Genomic DNA, 16,204 nt, shown 5'->3' with positions numbered 1-16,204 from the left:
GAGGGGATTTATCCCCGCTGGGCTGCGCAGCAGCCCTAAAATCTGATATCTCGGTGTGTCAGCCTAATCAAGTTGCTTGCTCTTGGGGCTGCTTCGCAGCCCAGCGGGGATAAATCCCCTCGCCACAGGGGGGGCAGCGCCGGGCTTTCAACCCAACGCTTTTTCGATCGCCTGGATCACCGTGGGGTCATCCGGCGCCGTGCGCGGCGAGAAACGCGCCAGCACCCGGCCGTCCTTGCCGAGCAGGAATTTTTCGAAGTTCCAGGTAATGTCCCCGGGAAACTCGGCCCCCTCGCCCGCCAGCAGGCGGTACAACTGGTGACGATCATGGCCGTTCACGTCCAGCTTGCTGGACAGCGGGAACGTCACGCCGTAGTTGAGGCTGCAAAAGTCCTGGATTTCCTGCTCGGTTCCCGGTTCCTGCCCGGCGAACTGATTGCAAGGCAGGCCCAGCACGCTGAAGCCCTTGGCCTTGTATTGCTGATAGAGGTTTTCCAGCGCCGCGTATTGAGGCGTCAGGCCACATTTGGAGGCGACGTTGACCACCAGCACGACTTGCCCCTTGAACGGCGCCAGAGCAAGCTCCTGACCATCCAGGGCTTTGAGTTTAAGGTCGTGGAAAGCACTCATGACGAACTCCAGGTTTGCGGATCTTTTCGAAACAGCCATGGTTGATGCTAACAGCAACCGACTAAAAAGGCGCCGTATGGCGCCTTTCCAGTTCACTGGTCATTTGAGCGTAGCGCACAAATCAGTGGTGATGGCCGCCTTCGCCATGGACGTGACCATGGGCAATTTCTTCTTGGCTGGCGTCACGGATGTCGACGATCTTGACTTTGAAGTTCAAACGCTGGCCGGCCAGCGGGTGGTTGCCGTCAACGGTGACGTCGTCGCCTTCCAGGTCGCGAATGGTGACGATCTGCATCTGGCCATCGGGGGCGGAAGCGTGGAACTGCATGCCCACTTCCAGCTCATCAACGCCTTCGAACATGCTGCGGCTCAGGGTGCTGACCAGTTCGGCGGAGTACTCGCCATAGGCGTCTTCCGGCTCGACGGTAACGTTCAGGTCGTCACCGACCGTTTTGCCTTCCAGGGCTTTTTCCAAGCCCTGGATGATGTTGCCTGCGCCATGCAGGTAGACCAGCGGAGCGCCGCCGGCAGAGCTGTCGATGACCTCACCAGCGTCGTTGGTCAGGGTATAGTCGATGGAGACAGCCTTATTGGCGGCGATCAGCATGGGGCGAGACCTTTTGCATAAGAATGAAGAACGGACAAGTCTAAACAAGGATTTGCCCGAAAGCGAACGGAACCCGGACAAACGGACTTGCCCGAACAGACCGAGGGTCACCGGTTTCCATCAGGACGAGGACGGGCACTGGGTGGCCGAGCTTTCCTGTGGCCATACCCAACACCTGCGCCACCAGCCACCCTGGCAGTCCCGGGCCTGGGTACTGGACCCTGCGCAACGCATTGAAAAAATAGGCCAGCCCTTTGACTGCGGCTGGTGCGCACAGGCCCCGGTTAGCGATAACCTTGGCGACTGGAATTGATGGTAGATGACCAGTCATAGGTCACACCCTTGCCATGCTCCCTTAGAGAATCCGCATGCAAACTTTTTTTATCGCGCCCACCGATTTTGGTGTGGGCCTGACCTCCATCAGCCTCGGGCTGGTGCGTACCCTTGAACGGGCCGGGCTGAAAGTCGGCTTTTTCAAACCCATTGCCCAACCTCATCCCGGCGACACCGGGCCGGAACGCTCCACCGAGCTGGTGGCCCGCACCCATGGCCTCAAGCCGCCGCAGCCCCTGGGCCTGGCGCACGTCGAGCGCATGCTCGGCGACGGCCAGCTCGATGAGCTGCTGGAGGAAATCATTACCCTTTATCAGCAGGCGGCCATCGGCAAGGACGTGCTGGTCGTCGAAGGCATGGTCCCGACCCGCAACGCCAGCTACGCCGCCCGGGTCAACCTGCACCTGGCCAAGAGCCTGGACGCCGAGGTCATCCTGGTGTCGGCACCGGAAAACGAAGTGCTGACCGAGCTGTCTGGCCGGGTAGAGTTGCAGGCGCAGTTGTTTGGCGGGCCGAAGGACCCGAAAGTTCTCGGGGTGATCCTGAACAAGGTCCGCACCGACGAAAGCATGGAGGCGTTTTCCGCACGCCTCAAGGAGCACTCGCCCTTGCTGCGCAGCGGCGATTTCCGCCTGCTCGGTTGCATCCCGTTTCGCCCCGAACTCAATGCCCCGCGCACCCGCGACGTGGCCGACCTGATGGGCGCGCAGGTGCTCAATGCCGGCGACTACGAAACCCGGCGCATGAGCAACATCATCATTTGCGCCCGCACCATGCGCAACACCGTGGAACTGCTCAAGCCCGGCGTGCTGGTGGTGACCCCCGGCGATCGCGACGACATCATCCTGGCCGTGAGCCTGGCAGCGATCAACGGCGTGCCGCTGGCCGGCCTGCTGCTGACCAGCGACACCCTGCCCGACCCGCGCATCATGGACTTGTGCCGCGGCGCCTTGCAGGCGGGGTTGCCGGTTCTGTCGGTCAGCACCGGCTCCTATGACACCGCTAACCTGCTCAACGGCCTGAACAAGGAAATCCCCATTGATGACCGTGAACGTGCAGAGATCATCACCGATTTTGTCGCCAGCCACCTGGACGCCAAATGGCTGCACCAGCGCTGCGGCACGCCACGGGAAATGCGCCTGTCGCCAGCGGTGTTCCGCTATCAGTTGATCCAGCGCGCCCAGGCCGCCAACAAACGTATCGTGCTGCCCGAGGGCAGCGAACCTTTGACCGTCCAGGCAGCCGCCATTTGCCAGGCCCGGGGCATTGCCCGCTGCGTGTTGCTGGCAAAACCGGCCGACGTCGAAGCGGTGGCCCGCGCCCAAGGCATCGAACTGCCGCCGGGGCTGGAGATTCTCGACCCGGATTCGATTCGCGAACGCTACGTCGAACCCATGGTGAGGTTGCGCAAGAGCAAGAGCCTGAACGCGCCGATGGCCGAGCAGCAATTGGAAGACACCGTGGTCATCGGTACCATGATGCTGGCCCTGGATGAAGTGGACGGTCTGGTATCGGGTGTCATCCACTCCACCGCCAACACCATCCGCCCGGCGTTGCAACTGATCAAGACCGCGCCAGGCTGCTCCCTGGTGTCCTCGGTGTTTTTCATGCTGTTTCCCGAAGAAGTGCTGGTCTATGGCGACTGCGTGATGAACCCGCACCCCAGCGCTGCGGAGCTGGCGGAAATCGCCCTGCAAAGTGCCGACTCGGCCGCCGCGTTCGGCATCATGCCGCGGGTGGCCATGCTCAGCTACTCCAGCGGTGAGTCGGCCAGTGGCGAAGAAGTGGAAAAAGTTCGCGAAGCCACCCTGCTTGCCCACGAGGCCCAGCACGGCCTGTTGATCGATGGTCCGCTGCAATACGACGCCGCCGCCAACGAAACCGTGGCACGGCAATTGGCGCCCAACAGCCAGGTGGCCGGTCGGGCGACGGTGTTCATCTTCCCGGACCTCAACACCGGCAACACCACCCACAAGGCCGTGCAGCGCAGCGCCGATTGCGTCAGCCTCGGGCCGATGCTGCAAGGCTTGCGCAAACCGGTGAATGACTTGCCGCGCGGCGCCCAGGTCGACGACATCGTGTACACCATCGCCCTGACCGCGATCCAAGCCGCCAACCGACCTTTGGACATTTAAATGCTGGACTTTCTGCCTGCCCCCTTGCGCGGCGTCATTGCCTCGCTGCTGTTGGCGCTGAACACCATCGCCTGCTGCACACCGCTGTTCATCGTGGCGATCTTCAAGCTGTTGCTGCCCTTCCCCGCTGCCCAGCGCTTCACTGACTGGTTGATGGGCCACATCCACGAAGCCTGGATCAGCAACAACAAGGCCTGGATGAACCTGCTGCGTCGTACCCGCTGGCACCTCAGCGGCCTGGAGGGCCTGGACTACCAGCATTCGTACCTGATCACCAGCAACCATCAGAGCTGGGTCGATATCATGGTGTTGCAGTACGTGCTGAACCGACGCATCCGGCCGTTGAAGTTCTTTCTCAAGCAGGAACTGATCTGGGTACCGGTGATCGGCCTGGCCTGGTGGGCGCTGGGCTTCCCGTTCATGAAACGCTACTCCAAGGCTTACCTGGAAAAGCATCCGGAAAAGAAAGGCAAGGACCTGGAAACCACCCGCAAGACCTGCGCGAAGTTTCGCGACAATCCCGTGGGTATTTTCAATTTCGTCGAAGGCACGCGTTTCACCGAAGGCAAGCATGCCCAGCAGCAGTCACCGTTTCGCTACCTGCTCAAACCCAAGGCCGGCGGCATCGCGTTTGTGCTCGACGCCATGGGTGAACAACTGGAGTCGATCATCAACGTGACGATCCATTATCCGGGCGGGCGTCCGGGGTATTGGGATCTGCTGTGCGGCAAGATGGACGAGGTGGTGGTGCATTTCCAGGAACTGAAGATCCCACCGCAGTTCATTGGCAAGAACTACGATCAGGACGGCGTGTATCGCCTGGAGTTCCAGGGCTGGATCAACCAGTTGTGGCAGGACAAGGATGCGTTGCTTTCGCAGATGCACCGCGAGTATCCCTCTAAGTCTTGAGGTGTCTGTACTGGCCTCATCGCAAGCAAGCCCGCGATAGCGTCCCTCCAGACAACAAAAAGCCCGCCGATGATCACTCACCTGCGGGCTTTTACTTGCCGCTTGCAGCTAAAAACTTACAGCTGCACCTCTTTATATCGCCCCACGCTTGCGCAGCAGATCCAGCACCTGCTTGACGCTTTCTTCCAGTGTCAGCGACTGGGTGTCGATGACCAGGTCGGCATCCAGCGGCACGTCATACGGGAAGGATTCGCCTGGGATGTTGTCGCCAGCGGCGGCATACAACCCTTGCGGATCACGCTGGGCGCACACCGCTGGCGAGGCCTGGACGTAGACCGTCAACAGACGCTCCTTGCCGATCAGGTCTTTGGCCTGCTCACGCCCTTCGGCATTTGGCGCAACGAACGCGGCGAGGGTCAGCAGGCCGGCTTCGTTGAACTGACGGGCGACGTGAGCCGCACGGCGCCAGTTCTCGGTACGTCCGGCACGATCCTGCGGCAGCCCCTTGTTCAGGTCATGGCGCAGGTTCTGGCCATCGAGGACGAAGACCGCACGCCCCATGTCGAACAACTTGCGTTCCACCGCATAGGCCAGGGTGCTTTTACCCGCGCCCGACAAGCCGCTGAACAACACCGTGGCCGGCTGCTGGCCGAAGCGCTGGGCGCGCTCTTCCACCGACACGTGGGCCTGTTTGCCGTGGTGCGTGCTGCTGCCGTGAGCCAGCGGCTGGGCGACGATCATGCCGGCACCGACTGTGCCGTTGGTCAGGCGATCGATGACGATGAACGCACCGGTGGTGCGGTTGCTCTCGTAACCGTCCAGGGCAATCGGCGCATCCAGGGCGATCTTCACCTTGCCGATTTCGTTGAGCTGCAACGCGCTGGCCGGACCTTCTTCAAGGGTGTTCACATCCACCTTGTTGACGATGCTGGCAATCGAGCCCGGCACGTAACTGGTGGCGCGCTTGATGTCGTATTTCTTGCCCGGCAACATCGGCTCTTCGGCCATCCACACCAGCATCGCTTCGAAGCTGTCGGTGACCGGCGGCACGTTGTCGGCATGCACCAGCAGGTCGCCACGGGAGATGTCGATCTCGTCTTCCATGGTCAGCGTGACTGCCTGGCCAGGACCAGCGTGTTCCAGCTCGCCTTCGAAAGTGACGATGGATTTCACGCGGCTGCTCTTGCCCGACGGCAGCACCACCACTTCGTCGCCCTTGTGCACGATGCCGCTGGCGAGGGTGCCGGCGAAACCGCGGAAGTTCAGGTTCGGACGGTTGACGTACTGCACCGGGAAACGCAGGTCGGTGAAGTTACGGTCGCCCGCCACTTCCACCGTCTCGAGGATTTCCATCAGCGACTGGCCGGTGTACCACGGCGAGCGCTCGGATTTGTTCACCACGTTGTCGCCCTTGAGGGCCGACATCGGCACGAAGTGCATGCTGGTGGGCTTCATCTTCAAGCCTTCGGCGAACTTCAGGTAGTCGGCCTTGATCGACTCGAACACACCTTGGTCGAAGTCCTTGAGGTCCATCTTGTTGATGGCGACGACGATGTGCTTGATGCCCAGCAACGAGGCGATGAAGCTGTGGCGTCGGGTCTGGGTCTGCACGCCATAGCGGGCGTCCACCAGGATGATAGCCAGGTCACAGGTGGACGCACCGGTGGCCATATTGCGGGTGTACTGCTCATGGCCCGGGGTATCGGCGATGATGAATTTGCGCTTGGCGGTGGAGAAATAGCGGTACGCGACATCGATGGTGATGCCTTGTTCGCGCTCGGCCTGCAGGCCGTCGACCAGCAACGCCAGGTCGATGTCGTCACCGGTGGTGCCAACTTTCTTCGAATCGCGGGTGATGGCTTCCAGGTGATCTTCGTAGATCATCTTGGAGTCGTGCAGCAGGCGCCCGATCAGGGTGCTCTTGCCGTCGTCGACGTTACCGCAGGTCAGGAAACGCAGCAGCTCTTTACGCTCGTGCTGGCCCAGGTAGGCGAGGATGTCCTCGCTGATCAAATCAGATTGGTGCGACATGACAACCCCTTAGAAATAACCCTGACGTTTTTTATCTTCCATCGAGCCTGCGCCATCGTGGTCGATGACCCGGCCCTGGCGCTCGGAAGTTCGCGTCAGGAGCATTTCCTGGATGATGTCCGTCAGGCTCTCGGCCTCGGACTCCACCGCGCCCGTCAACGGGTAGCAGCCAAGGGTACGGAAACGCACTTTCTTCTTGACGATACGGGCTTTGTCTTCATCCGACAGGTGCTCGAGGATGCGCTCGTCGTCAATCATGATCAGCGTGCCGTTCTTCTCGATCACTTCACGCTCGGCGGCAAAGTACAGCGGCACGATCGGGATGCCTTCGAGGTAGATGTACTGCCAGATGTCCAGCTCGGTCCAGTTCGACAGCGGGAATACGCGGATCGACTCGCCTTTGTTGACCTTGCCGTTGTAGACGTTCCACAGTTCCGGGCGCTGGTTCTTCGGGTCCCAGCGGTGCTTGCTGTCACGGAACGAGTACACGCGCTCCTTGGCGCGGGATTTCTCTTCATCGCGACGGGCACCGCCGAACGCGGCGTCGAAACCATATTTGTCCAGGGCCTGCTTGAGGCCTTCGGTCTTCATGATGTCGGTGTGCTTGGCACTGCCGTGGGTGAACGGGTTGATGCCCTGCGCCACGCCGTCCGGGTTCACGTGGGTGATCAGGTCCAGGCCCAGTTCCTCGACCATGCGGTCGCGGAACTTGTACATTTCCTGGAATTTCCAGCGGGTGTCGACGTGCATCACCGGAAACGGCAGCTTGCCGGGGAAGAACGCCTTGCGTGCCAGGTGCAGCATCACGGCGGAGTCTTTACCGATGGAGTACAGCATCACCGGGTTATCGAACTCGGCGGCCACCTCGCGGATGATGTGGATGCTTTCCGCCTCCAGCTGTTTCAGATGCGTCAGTTTGTCGACCATGGCTACTCACGAAAACTTTCTTATGAACGGCCAGCGGGCCGTGTTCGAGCGGGGAATCCTAGCACAGCGACCTCTTCTAATCAGGGCGCCAACTAGATCGAAACAGCATATGGATATGCCTGGTGGTTCGGGTATTGCAGTGAACGCTGTGGGAGCGAAGCTTGCTCGCGATAGCGGCGTTGCCTGTGGCCAACGTCATCGCGAGCAAGCTTTGCTCCCACAAGGGATCTGAGTGAGTCAAATGGGATTCGGGCAATCGATGAAGATGTGCTCCAGGGCAAAGCGTCGCGCCAGGTAATCGCCCAATGCCTGGACACCGTAGCGCTCGGTCGCATGATGCCCTGCGGCGATGAAGCTGATGCCGTTTTCCCGCGCACTGTGGAACGTCTGCTCCGACGCCTCGCCGCTGAGATACAGGTCGACGCCGGCCAATACCGCCTGATCGATATAGCCCTGGCCGCCACCGGTGCACCAGCCAACCCGGCGGATCATCTGCTCGCCTTCGATCAACAACGGCTCACGCCCCATGACTTCCTGGACCTTGCGCGCGAAATCCCGGGCCGTCATCGGTTCGGACAGGGAGCCGACCAGGCCGACGATCTTGGGATTGTCCGGATCCAGCGGTCCCTCGACCGTGATGTCCAACTGGCGGGCCAGTTGCACGTTATTGCCCACCTCCGGGTGCAGGTCCAACGGCAAGTGATAGGCCAACAGGCTGATATCATGCTTGAGCAAGGTCCTGAGACGACGCTGTTTCATGCCGGTGATGCAAGGGTTTTCGCCCTTCCAGAAATAACCGTGATGCACCAGCACCAGGTCGGCCTCGGCCTCGACGGCAGCGTCAAGCAAGGCCTGGCTGGCGGTGACACCACTGACAATGCGCATCACCTGGGGTGCACCTTCGACCTGCAGGCCGTTGGGGCAGTAATCGGCAATCCGGCTGCTGACCAGGTAACGGTCCGCTTCTTCGACCAGGGTGTTCAGGGCTACTGCCATGAAAAGACTCCTAAATATCCCGTTCAGAGGCACGCGCGGCCTCGTATAATGCGCGACATTATGGGCGGTCTCATACCGCCTGCAACCTTTGTAGGACGTGCTTAATGCTCAAGGCGCTGCGTTTTTCCGGCTGGCCGCTGTTGGCCGGCGTGCTTGTCGCTCTACTGATTATCCAGCGCTACCCGGAATGGGTCGGCCTGCCAAGCCTTGATGTCAACCTGCAGCAGGCGCCGCAAACCAAGGCTGTGCAACAGGGGCCGGTGTCCTACGCCGACGCCGTGACCACCGCCGCGCCAGCCGTGGTGAACCTGTACACCACCAAGGTCATCAACAAGCCCAGCCATCCGCTGTTCGAAGACCCGCAATTCCGGCGGTTCTTCGGCGACAACTCGCCCAAGCAGAAGCGCATGGAGTCGAGCCTGGGATCGGGCGTGATCATGAGCCCGGAAGGTTATATCTTGACCAACAACCACGTCACCAGCGGCGCCGACCAGATCGTGGTAGCCCTCAAGGACGGTCGTGAAACACTGGCGCGAGTGATCGGCAGCGACCCGGAAACCGACCTCGCGGTGCTGAAGATCGACCTCAAGAACCTGCCGGCCATCACCATCGGCCGCTCAGACAGCATCCGCATCGGCGACGTCACCCTGGCCATCGGCAACCCGTTCGGTGTCGGCCAGACCGTGACCATGGGCATCATCAGCGCCACCGGACGCAACCAGCTGGGCCTGAACAACTACGAAGACTTCATCCAGACCGACGCCGCGATCAACCCGGGCAACTCCGGCGGCGCGCTGGTGGATGCCAACGGCAACCTCACTGGGATCAACACGGCGATCTTCTCCAAGTCCGGCGGCAGCCAGGGCATCGGCTTCGCCATTCCGGTGAAGCTGGCGATGGAGGTGATGAAGTCCATCATCGAGCACGGCCAGGTGATCCGTGGCTGGCTGGGTATTGAAGTCCAACCGCTGACCCAGGAACTGGCGGAGTCCTTCGGCTTGTCCGGGAGGCCCGGTATCGTGGTGGCGGGAATTTTCCGCGACGGCCCGGCGCAGAAGGCCGGCCTGCAACTGGGCGATGTGATCCTGAGCATCGATGGCGAGCCGGCCGGCGATGGCCGCCGCTCGATGAACCAGGTGGCGCGGATCAAGCCCACCGACAAGGTGACGATCCAGGTCATGCGCAACGGCAAGGAGCTCAAGCTCACCGCTGAAATCGGCCTGCGCCCACCGCCGGCACCGGCAGTGCTCAAGGAAGAGCAGTAGCCGCGAAGCACATCCTGTGGCCTGGCAAAAACCTGTGGCGAGGGGATTTATCCCCGCTGGGTTGCGCAGCAACCCCAAAATCAGACACCGCGGTCCATCAGATGAACCGCACCAACTGGTCTACGGCTGCTGCGCAGCCGAACGGGGATAAATCCCCTCGCCACAAAGATTCCTACCTGCATTTCCAAGTGATCCCCTTGGCAAACCCATCCAGATTTCACTTGAAATTACAGATAGCATAAATTCTCATTAGTAGTGTTATATTGTTTCAATTATAAGATTTGGAACAACATAACATGTCATCCTTGAAACGGCTCTCTCTCGCCAGCCTGGCCTTCGGCCTTTTGGGCGACCCGGCCTACGCCGAAGACCTCCAGCCTCTGGAGCTGGACGCCATCACCGTGACGTCCGACTACGAATCCCCCACCGGGCCCGTCACAGGCTATCGCGCCACCCGCTCCGCCAGCGCCACCAAAACCGACACCGCCCTGCGCGACATCCCGCAATCGATCAGCGTGATTCCCGCCAGCGTGCTCAAGGACCTGGGCAGCACCAGCGTCGAACGGGCATTGGAATACGCCGGCGGTGTATCGAAGCAGAACAACTTCGGTGGCCTGACGCTCTACGAATACAGCGTGCGCGGCTTCACCACATCGGAATTCTACAAGGACGGCTTCAGCGCCAACCGCGGTTATCCAAGCACCCCAGACGCCGCGAACATCGAACGCATCGAAGTACTCAAGGGCCCAGCCGCCAGCCTGTATGGACGGGGCGATCCCGGCGGTACGGTGAACATAGTCACCAAGAAACCCCAGCCCGAAGCCTTCACCACCTTGCAAACCAGCGCTGGCAGTTGGGATCGCTACCGCACTGCGCTGGACGTCAACACGCCACTGGACACCGAAGGCAACCTGCTGTCGCGGGTCAACCTGGCGGTCGAGGACAACAATAGCTTTCGCGACCATGTCGGCAGCAAACGTGTTTTCGTTGCGCCTTCCATCAGTTGGCAACTGAGCCCCGATACGCGGTTGCTGGTGGAAAGCGAAATCGTGCGCCACAGCTCGACGTTCGACCGCGGCATCGTCGCTCCGAACAATCGCTGGAGCGGCGTTTCCCGATCGACGTTCCTGGGCGAGCCCAACGACGGCGACATCGACAATCACAACAACATGCTCCAGGCCGCCCTCGAGCATCAGCTCAACGACGCCTGGCAGTTACGCTTGGCCAGCCATTACAAGCAGGGTGAGCTCTGGGGATTCGCTTCCGAAGCACGCCCGTTGAATGCCGACGGCCACACGGTGAACCGCCGCTACCGCGAGCGCGACAACAATTGGCACGACAGCATCACCCAACTTGAATTGCGTGGAATGTTCGACCTCGGCCCCTGGCAGCACGAACTGTTGATCGGCACGGAATATGAGGACTATCGCAAGAACGAGCGCGTGACCACCATCAACGGCAGCGCTTATCCCATCGACATTTATCAACCGATTTATGGCCAGCCAAAACCTGATGGCAAACGCACCGGCCCCGATTTTTTCGAACATGTACAAAGCCGCGCACTGAACCTGCAGGACCAGATCGTCTTCACCGACAAGCTGCGAGGCATGCTCGGCGTGCGCTATGAGCATTTCGAGCAAAGCATCGACGACCACAACACCCACCTCACCAGCCGCCAACGCCACGACGCTCTGACGCAACGGGCCGGCCTGCTGTATCAGTTGACGCCCGAGGTCGGCCTGTTTGCCAACGCCTCCACCTCGTTCAAACCCAACAACGGCCTGGATGCCGGCGGCAAGACTTTCGATCCCGAGGAAGGGGTCGGCTATGAAGTGGGGATCAAGAGCGAGTTGTTCGACGATCGCCTGAGCACCACCCTGGCGGCCTTCCATATCGAGAAGGAAAACGTCCTGAGCCCGGTCGCCGGCACCGACTTCAGCCGCGCCATTGGCAAGGCCCGCAGCCAGGGCATCGACTTGCAATTGACCGGGCAGGTGACCGACGCCGTGCGGGTGATCGGCGCCTATGCCTACATCGACGCCGAAGTGACCAAGGGTGACCCGGGAAACCCCACTGGCAGCCGGATCCTCGGCGTCGCTAAACACAGCGGCAGCCTGCTGGGGGTCTACGAATTCCAAGATGGGCACCTGCGCGGCTCGGATGTTGGCGCGGCGTTCACTTACGTCGGCGATCGCTCGGGCGAAGCCGGCAAGGATTTCGAACTGCCGGCCTACCACACCGTGGACCTGCTGGCCCATTACAAGGCCAGCGATGAGGTCACCGTGGGCCTGAACCTGAATAACGTCTTCGACGAAAAATACTACGAACGCTCCTACAGCAATTACTGGGTCACTCCCGGCGATCCGCGCAACTTCACTGTCAGCCTCACCCTCGATCTATAAGGAAGTCAGCATGAAATACCCCAAGACCTTCGCCCTGCTTGGCCTGCTCCTGGCCGCGCAGGCCTCGGCCCATGGCCTGTGGACCGAACAGCGTCGCGGCAACGTCGAAGTGATCTACGGCCACGGCGCCGAAGACAACGCCTTCAAGGCGCAGAAAATCAGCGGTGCCTGGGCCTATGACCTGGGCGGCAAGATGATCCCCGTCACCGTAGAGCGCCTGCCGGACCACGCCCGCCTGCAACCGCTCAAGCCGCCAGCGGTGCTGGCCGTGGCGCTGGACAACGGCATGTGGTCCCAGACGGCCGACAAGAAGTGGATCAACGAAGGCCGCAGCAAAGTACCCGGGGCGATCGAATCGACCCATACGTTCAAATACAGCCTGGCGATCTATGAGCCGGGGGCGAAACTGCCGGCGCTTGCACCGATCAAGTTCGTGATCCTGCCGGAAGTCGACCCACTGACCGTTGGCCCGGGCCAGTCATTGCCGGTACGGGTGCTGCTGGACGGCAAACCCGCGGCTGGTGTGAAACTGGTGGGCGACTACCGCAGCATGCCGAACACCGTATCGACTGAAACCGACGCAGAAGGCCGGGCCAAGGTGCTGGTGCGCAACGAAGGCTTGAATGTGATCGCGGCGCAGATGGAAATTGCGCTCAAGGACAACAAGGACGTGGCCACCCGTGGCGTGTTCACCTCATTGACCTTCCTGGGTGAGCCGCATCACGAGTAACGCCCAGAACCTAATGTGGGAACGAGCTTGCTCCGGGCGGCGATCCGACGATGAGGCCGGCACAATCACCGCAACGCTCAAGCCGGAGTCAAGCACTCCGGCCCATTGAGTTTCGGATCATTGACCATATTGGCCAATACCCGCTCGCGCAATGGCGCCGGCTCGCTTGCCAGCAGCCCTTGCAAAGCATGCAGCGGTGTCTCGGGGTCGAGCCACAGGCGCTGGCCTTCTTCGTCCAGAATCAACGGCCGGCGCTGGCCCGCCGCCGGTTGAGTGATGACAGCCGTGCTCAGCCACACCTGTTCCTGCACCGGATACGCTTCCCAGATCGCGGCGAAAAACAGCGACGAACCCTCCCCCGGCGTCAACCAGTACGGACGCTTGCGCGTACCGCCGCGCCATTCATAGAAACCATTGGCCGGCAGCAGGCAACGGCGCAGGCGCAAGGCCTCGCGGAACATCGGCTGCTCGGCCACGGTTTCGGCCCGGGCATGGGCCGGCGTGCGGGACAGGTCGGTCAACCAAGGCGGCGTCAGGCCCCAACGCGCCCGGGCCAGTTCGCGCTGGCCCTCGGCGTCGGCCCGCAGGATCAACACCGAATCGTTGGGCGAAATGTTCCATTGAGCCTTCTGATCGGCGGGAAAACCGGGCAGGGCCGCGAAGGTGGGGTTCCAGCGAAACAGGGCATAACGTCCACACATGGGGCAACACGACTCTTGATCGAACAAACGGCCGCCAGCCTAACAGACCAGCGTACCGGGATAGCTGTCCGGTTCATCGCCGGGCAGCGGCAGCGCGACATTGTACGCGGCGATCAACTCACGGGCGTATTGCGCCTGCTCGTCCTCCACCGCCAGCCCCAGCAGGCCCTGCATGGGCAACTCCCCCGCGCCGCCGAGCAAATCACGCCCCACCAAATGCGCCGTGATGCCTTCGCTCGCAAGCATCCCTTGCAACAACTCGCCTTCCATCAGGTTTTCCAGCTCGTAGATTCGCTGCATGGGCGCCCCTTCATTCGTTTTCGCTGAAGACCTCGAGATGCCATTCCTCGCCATGGACCTGCAGCACAAAGGTGATCGGTCGACAGCACACCTGACAGTCCTCGATGTAGGTCTGGTCGCCGCCGGACAAGTCCACGGTTGTCTCCACATCCTCCCCACAATAGGGACAATCATAATGAGCCTGCTCCAGCATCGCGGTCTCCCAAGTGACTTGTGCGTATAATCGCCGGTCTATTTGCAGGGCTATTTTCGTCTGGCTTATCTTCCAGGCCGTGCCCCGTCGTTTTTTCGATCGAACCTTTACTTACCCTAGCCGTTTCCAACAAGAGAGCATGATGGGCGAATTCGATGCCATCCGACCTTACGACGACAGCGAAGTCCCAGCGGTGCTGGCACGGCTGCTCGGCGACAAGGCGTTTCTAGATATCCTCACCCACTTCCGCTTCCCACGCCTGGCCGGCGCCTTCGGCTGGATGCTCAAACCCCTTATAGCGCAAAGATTGCGCCGTGAGTTCGCCGGTGTGACGTCGGTCGCCACTTTGCAGGACAAGGTGGAGTTCTATGTCGACCACACCATCGAGCGCGCCACCGATGGCGTGACCTACACCGGCGTGGAGCAATTCAAGTCCGGCAGCGCCTACCTGTTCATCGCTAACCACCGCGATATCGTGATGGACCCGGCCTTCGTCAACTACGCCGTATACCACGCCGGCCTGCCGACGCCGCGCATCGCCATTGGCGACAACCTGCTGCAAAAACCTTTTGTCAGCGACCTGATGCGCCTGAACAAGAGCTTCATCGTGCACCGCTCCATCACCGGACGGCGGGAAAAAATGGCGGCGTACCAGTTGCTGTCGGCGTACATCAACCATTCGATCCGCAACGACTGCGCCTCAATCTGGATCGCCCAGGCCGAAGGACGGGCCAAGGACGGTGACGACCGGACCGAATCGGCGATCCTCAAGATGTTCCACATGAGCCGCAAGGACGAGCCGTTCGGCGAGGTGATCCAGTCACTGAACCTCACCCCGGTGTCGATCAGCTACGAATACGACCCGTGCGACCAGGCCAAGGCCCGCGAGTTGTACATCCGCGCAACCACCGGCACCTACACCAAGGCTCCGGGCGAGGACGACGTGAGCATCGCCAAGGGCATCACCGGCTACAAGGGCCGGGTCCACGTTAACTTCGCCGCGCCCATCACCGAGCTGTTCGAGGACACCAAGCAACTGGCCCAGGAGATGGATCGGCAGATTCTCGGCGGCTACCGCCTGTTCCCGGTGCACTACCTGGCTTATGCCCAATGGGCCGACGCCGACCCGCAGTTGCAGGTGCCCAAGGCGGCCGAGGTGTTCGGTGCCGAGGAGCTGGTCAAGGCCCAGGAAGAATGGCAGCGCCGGCTGGACGCTTGCCCGCCGGAACACCGGCCGTTCCTGGTGCTGCAATATGCGACGCCGGTGCGAAATCAGTATCGGGTCAAGGCGGGGTTGGCGCTTTAAGCGACAGGTCTGAGGACACGGGTTCCCTGTGGCGAGGGAGCTTGCTCCCGCTCGATTGCGCAGCAATCGCAAAACGGGCTTGCGGTTAGTCAGAGCCTTGGGGTTGACCGTTCGAGGGGGGGCTGCTGCGCAGCCCAGCGGGAGCAAGCTCCCTCGCCACAAAAGCATCTCTGCCTGACAAACCTCACTTACCCTGCCACGGCTACGCAGTCAGAACTGCGTACTGATCCACGACATCAGCAACGCCAGCGCCAGGCAGCCAAAGCCAAACCGGTAGAAAAACCGGTTCATGCGCTGAGTGGCCAGGTCCAGCAGCGCTTCGAAGCGTTCGTTGCCATCGCGATTGCGCGCTTCAAGGCAAGCCCGCGCCCGTTGCTCACGGCGGCGCGTCGCATGCAGCACCCAGCCGCCCGGGCAGGCAAACAGCAACGCAAGCAAGTTGATCAGTTTGGCGGGGTGGGCGGCGAACAACGAAAGCAGATGCAGCGACATCACGAACCTCAAGCGAAAAACGGACAGGACACGTCCGTGGCCTACGAACAGGGCGCGGATTCTACCGAAAGCCTGCCGCCCTGCACCGTTTTTTCCGACCAGTAACGATCGGCTGGGATAATGGCCTGGTGACTTCGTGGCGAGGGAGCTTGCTCCCGCTGGACTGCGAAGCAGTCCCAAAAAAAGCTTGCACGATTAACCTGACACACCGAGACGCTAGTCGGGGGCTGCTGCGCAGCCCAGCGGG

16 protein-coding genes are annotated in these 16,204 nt (G+C 61.3%); 7 read left to right on the top strand and 9 right to left on the bottom strand.

Features of this window, described 5'->3' with window-relative positions; translation table 11 throughout:
• Nucleotides 1–147 precede the first annotated feature (147 nt).
• Together TK06_RS26275 and TK06_RS26270 are read right to left on the bottom strand one after the other, a co-directional pair.
• The gene (locus TK06_RS26275; protein ID WP_063324415.1) at nt 148–630 is read right to left on the bottom strand and encodes a glutathione peroxidase; all 483 of its coding nucleotides are present in this window, start codon (nt 628–630) and stop codon (nt 148–150) included.
• Nucleotides 631–751: 121 nt separating this feature from the next.
• Nucleotides 752–1,237 (bottom strand): FKBP-type peptidyl-prolyl cis-trans isomerase, encoded by a 486-nt coding sequence (locus tag TK06_RS26270; protein WP_003205467.1) that lies wholly within the window; start codon nt 1,235–1,237, stop codon nt 752–754.
• On the opposite strand from TK06_RS26270, the gene TK06_RS26265 reads away from it, so the two are divergent.
• Genes TK06_RS26265 through TK06_RS26255 form a run of 3 tightly spaced genes read left to right on the top strand, consistent with a single transcriptional unit; the run spans nt 1,206 to nt 4,614 of the window.
• Entirely contained in the window at nt 1,206–1,550 is a 345-nt protein-coding gene (locus TK06_RS26265) for a DUF3565 domain-containing protein (RefSeq protein ID WP_086936723.1), read from the top strand. The two genes, TK06_RS26270 and TK06_RS26265, sit on opposite strands and share 32 nt — an antisense overlap.
• 55 nt (nt 1,551–1,605) lie before the next feature.
• Nucleotides 1,606–3,705, top strand: coding sequence for a phosphate acetyltransferase (gene pta / locus TK06_RS26260; RefSeq protein WP_063324414.1), 2,100 nt, complete (start codon nt 1,606–1,608; stop codon nt 3,703–3,705).
• Entirely contained in the window at nt 3,706–4,614 is a 909-nt protein-coding gene (locus tag TK06_RS26255; protein ID WP_063324413.1) for an acyltransferase, read from the top strand.
• 132 nt (nt 4,615–4,746) lie between these two features.
• On the opposite strand, the gene cysN is transcribed toward TK06_RS26255, so the two are convergent.
• From cysN to TK06_RS26240, 3 genes are all read right to left on the bottom strand, one after another.
• Nucleotides 4,747–6,645, bottom strand: a complete 1,899-nt coding sequence (gene cysN / locus TK06_RS26250; RefSeq protein ID WP_063324412.1) for a sulfate adenylyltransferase subunit CysN — start codon at nt 6,643–6,645, stop codon at nt 4,747–4,749.
• 9 nt (nt 6,646–6,654) lie between these two features.
• The gene (cysD, locus tag TK06_RS26245; RefSeq protein ID WP_003178041.1) at nt 6,655–7,572 is read right to left on the bottom strand and encodes a sulfate adenylyltransferase subunit CysD; all 918 of its coding nucleotides are present in this window, start codon (nt 7,570–7,572) and stop codon (nt 6,655–6,657) included.
• 237 nt (nt 7,573–7,809) lie between these two features.
• The gene (locus tag TK06_RS26240) at nt 7,810–8,568 is read right to left on the bottom strand and encodes a Nif3-like dinuclear metal center hexameric protein (RefSeq protein WP_063324411.1); all 759 of its coding nucleotides are present in this window, start codon (nt 8,566–8,568) and stop codon (nt 7,810–7,812) included.
• 104 nt (nt 8,569–8,672) lie between these two features.
• On the opposite strand from TK06_RS26240, the gene algW reads away from it, so the two are divergent.
• The 3 genes from algW to TK06_RS26225 all read left to right on the top strand — a co-directional run bounded on the left by algW (nt 8,673) and on the right by TK06_RS26225 (nt 12,965).
• A complete protein-coding gene (gene algW / locus TK06_RS26235) occupies nt 8,673–9,833 on the top strand; it encodes a Do family serine endopeptidase AlgW (RefSeq protein ID WP_063324410.1) in 1,161 nt (386 codons plus the stop codon).
• 296 nt (nt 9,834–10,129) lie between these two features.
• Nucleotides 10,130–12,235 (top strand): TonB-dependent siderophore receptor, encoded by a 2,106-nt coding sequence (locus TK06_RS26230; RefSeq protein WP_063324409.1) that lies wholly within the window; start codon nt 10,130–10,132, stop codon nt 12,233–12,235.
• Nucleotides 12,236–12,245: 10 nt separating this feature from the next.
• A complete protein-coding gene (locus TK06_RS26225; RefSeq protein ID WP_063324408.1) occupies nt 12,246–12,965 on the top strand; it encodes a DUF4198 domain-containing protein in 720 nt (239 codons plus the stop codon).
• Between the two features lie 77 nt (nt 12,966–13,042).
• Here the strand turns inward: TK06_RS26225 and TK06_RS26220 are convergent, their stop codons facing one another.
• From TK06_RS26220 to TK06_RS26210, 3 genes are read right to left on the bottom strand one after another with little or no spacing between them, the layout of a single operon-like run.
• Entirely contained in the window at nt 13,043–13,666 is a 624-nt protein-coding gene (locus tag TK06_RS26220; RefSeq protein ID WP_063324407.1) for an SOS response-associated peptidase, read from the bottom strand.
• A 39-nt stretch (nt 13,667–13,705) separates the two neighbouring features.
• Nucleotides 13,706–13,966 carry a putative signal transducing protein gene (locus TK06_RS26215; RefSeq protein WP_024619861.1) on the bottom strand — a complete coding sequence of 87 codons (261 nt, stop codon included), beginning with the start codon at nt 13,964–13,966 and terminating at the stop codon, nt 13,706–13,708.
• A 10-nt stretch (nt 13,967–13,976) separates the two neighbouring features.
• Nucleotides 13,977–14,159: a CPXCG motif-containing cysteine-rich protein gene (locus TK06_RS26210; RefSeq protein WP_060740674.1), complete on the bottom strand. Its 183-nt coding sequence runs from the start codon at nt 14,157–14,159 to the stop codon at nt 13,977–13,979.
• A 139-nt stretch (nt 14,160–14,298) separates the two neighbouring features.
• Between TK06_RS26210 and TK06_RS26205 the strand changes: the two genes are divergently transcribed.
• On the top strand, nt 14,299–15,465 hold the full coding sequence (locus TK06_RS26205) for a 1-acyl-sn-glycerol-3-phosphate acyltransferase (protein ID WP_063324406.1): 1,167 nt from the start codon (nt 14,299–14,301) through the stop codon (nt 15,463–15,465).
• A 210-nt stretch (nt 15,466–15,675) separates the two neighbouring features.
• Here TK06_RS26205 and TK06_RS26200 read toward each other — a convergent pair whose 3' ends face one another.
• Complete coding sequence (locus TK06_RS26200) at nt 15,676–15,957, bottom strand: hypothetical protein (RefSeq protein WP_063324405.1); 282 nt, start codon at nt 15,955–15,957, stop codon at nt 15,676–15,678.
• Nucleotides 15,958–16,204: the final 247 nt, after the last annotated feature.

It is taken from the genome of Pseudomonas fluorescens (assembly GCF_001623525.1).
GTDB lineage: Bacteria > Pseudomonadota > Gammaproteobacteria > Pseudomonadales > Pseudomonadaceae > Aquipseudomonas > Aquipseudomonas fluorescens_Q.
The sequence above is the reverse complement of the archived record's forward strand: the minus strand, read 5'-3'. Positions and strand labels throughout refer to the sequence as shown.

Bases quoted from the DNA above. Each gene is read 5' to 3' on its own strand.
- TK06_RS26275 (WP_063324415.1), bottom strand. From the start codon at position 630: ATGAGTGCTTTCCACGACCTTAAACTCAAAGCCCTGGATGGTCAGGAG.
- TK06_RS26265 (WP_086936723.1), top strand. From the start codon at position 1,206: ATGGAGACAGCCTTATTGGCGGCGATCAGCATGGGGCGAGACCTTTTG.
- TK06_RS26270 (WP_003205467.1), bottom strand. From the start codon at position 1,237: ATGCTGATCGCCGCCAATAAGGCTGTCTCCATCGACTATACCCTGACC.
- pta (WP_063324414.1), top strand. From the start codon at position 1,606: ATGCAAACTTTTTTTATCGCGCCCACCGATTTTGGTGTGGGCCTGACC.
- TK06_RS26255 (WP_063324413.1), top strand. From the start codon at position 3,706: ATGCTGGACTTTCTGCCTGCCCCCTTGCGCGGCGTCATTGCCTCGCTG.
- cysN (WP_063324412.1), bottom strand. From the start codon at position 6,645: ATGTCGCACCAATCTGATTTGATCAGCGAGGACATCCTCGCCTACCTG.
- cysD (WP_003178041.1), bottom strand. From the start codon at position 7,572: ATGGTCGACAAACTGACGCATCTGAAACAGCTGGAGGCGGAAAGCATC.
- TK06_RS26240 (WP_063324411.1), bottom strand. From the start codon at position 8,568: ATGGCAGTAGCCCTGAACACCCTGGTCGAAGAAGCGGACCGTTACCTG.
- algW (WP_063324410.1), top strand. From the start codon at position 8,673: ATGCTCAAGGCGCTGCGTTTTTCCGGCTGGCCGCTGTTGGCCGGCGTG.
- TK06_RS26230 (WP_063324409.1), top strand. From the start codon at position 10,130: ATGTCATCCTTGAAACGGCTCTCTCTCGCCAGCCTGGCCTTCGGCCTT.
- TK06_RS26225 (WP_063324408.1), top strand. From the start codon at position 12,246: ATGAAATACCCCAAGACCTTCGCCCTGCTTGGCCTGCTCCTGGCCGCG.
- TK06_RS26220 (WP_063324407.1), bottom strand. From the start codon at position 13,666: ATGTGTGGACGTTATGCCCTGTTTCGCTGGAACCCCACCTTCGCGGCC.
- TK06_RS26215 (WP_024619861.1), bottom strand. From the start codon at position 13,966: ATGCAGCGAATCTACGAGCTGGAAAACCTGATGGAAGGCGAGTTGTTG.
- TK06_RS26210 (WP_060740674.1), bottom strand. From the start codon at position 14,159: ATGCTGGAGCAGGCTCATTATGATTGTCCCTATTGTGGGGAGGATGTG.
- TK06_RS26205 (WP_063324406.1), top strand. From the start codon at position 14,299: ATGATGGGCGAATTCGATGCCATCCGACCTTACGACGACAGCGAAGTC.
- TK06_RS26200 (WP_063324405.1), bottom strand. From the start codon at position 15,957: ATGTCGCTGCATCTGCTTTCGTTGTTCGCCGCCCACCCCGCCAAACTG.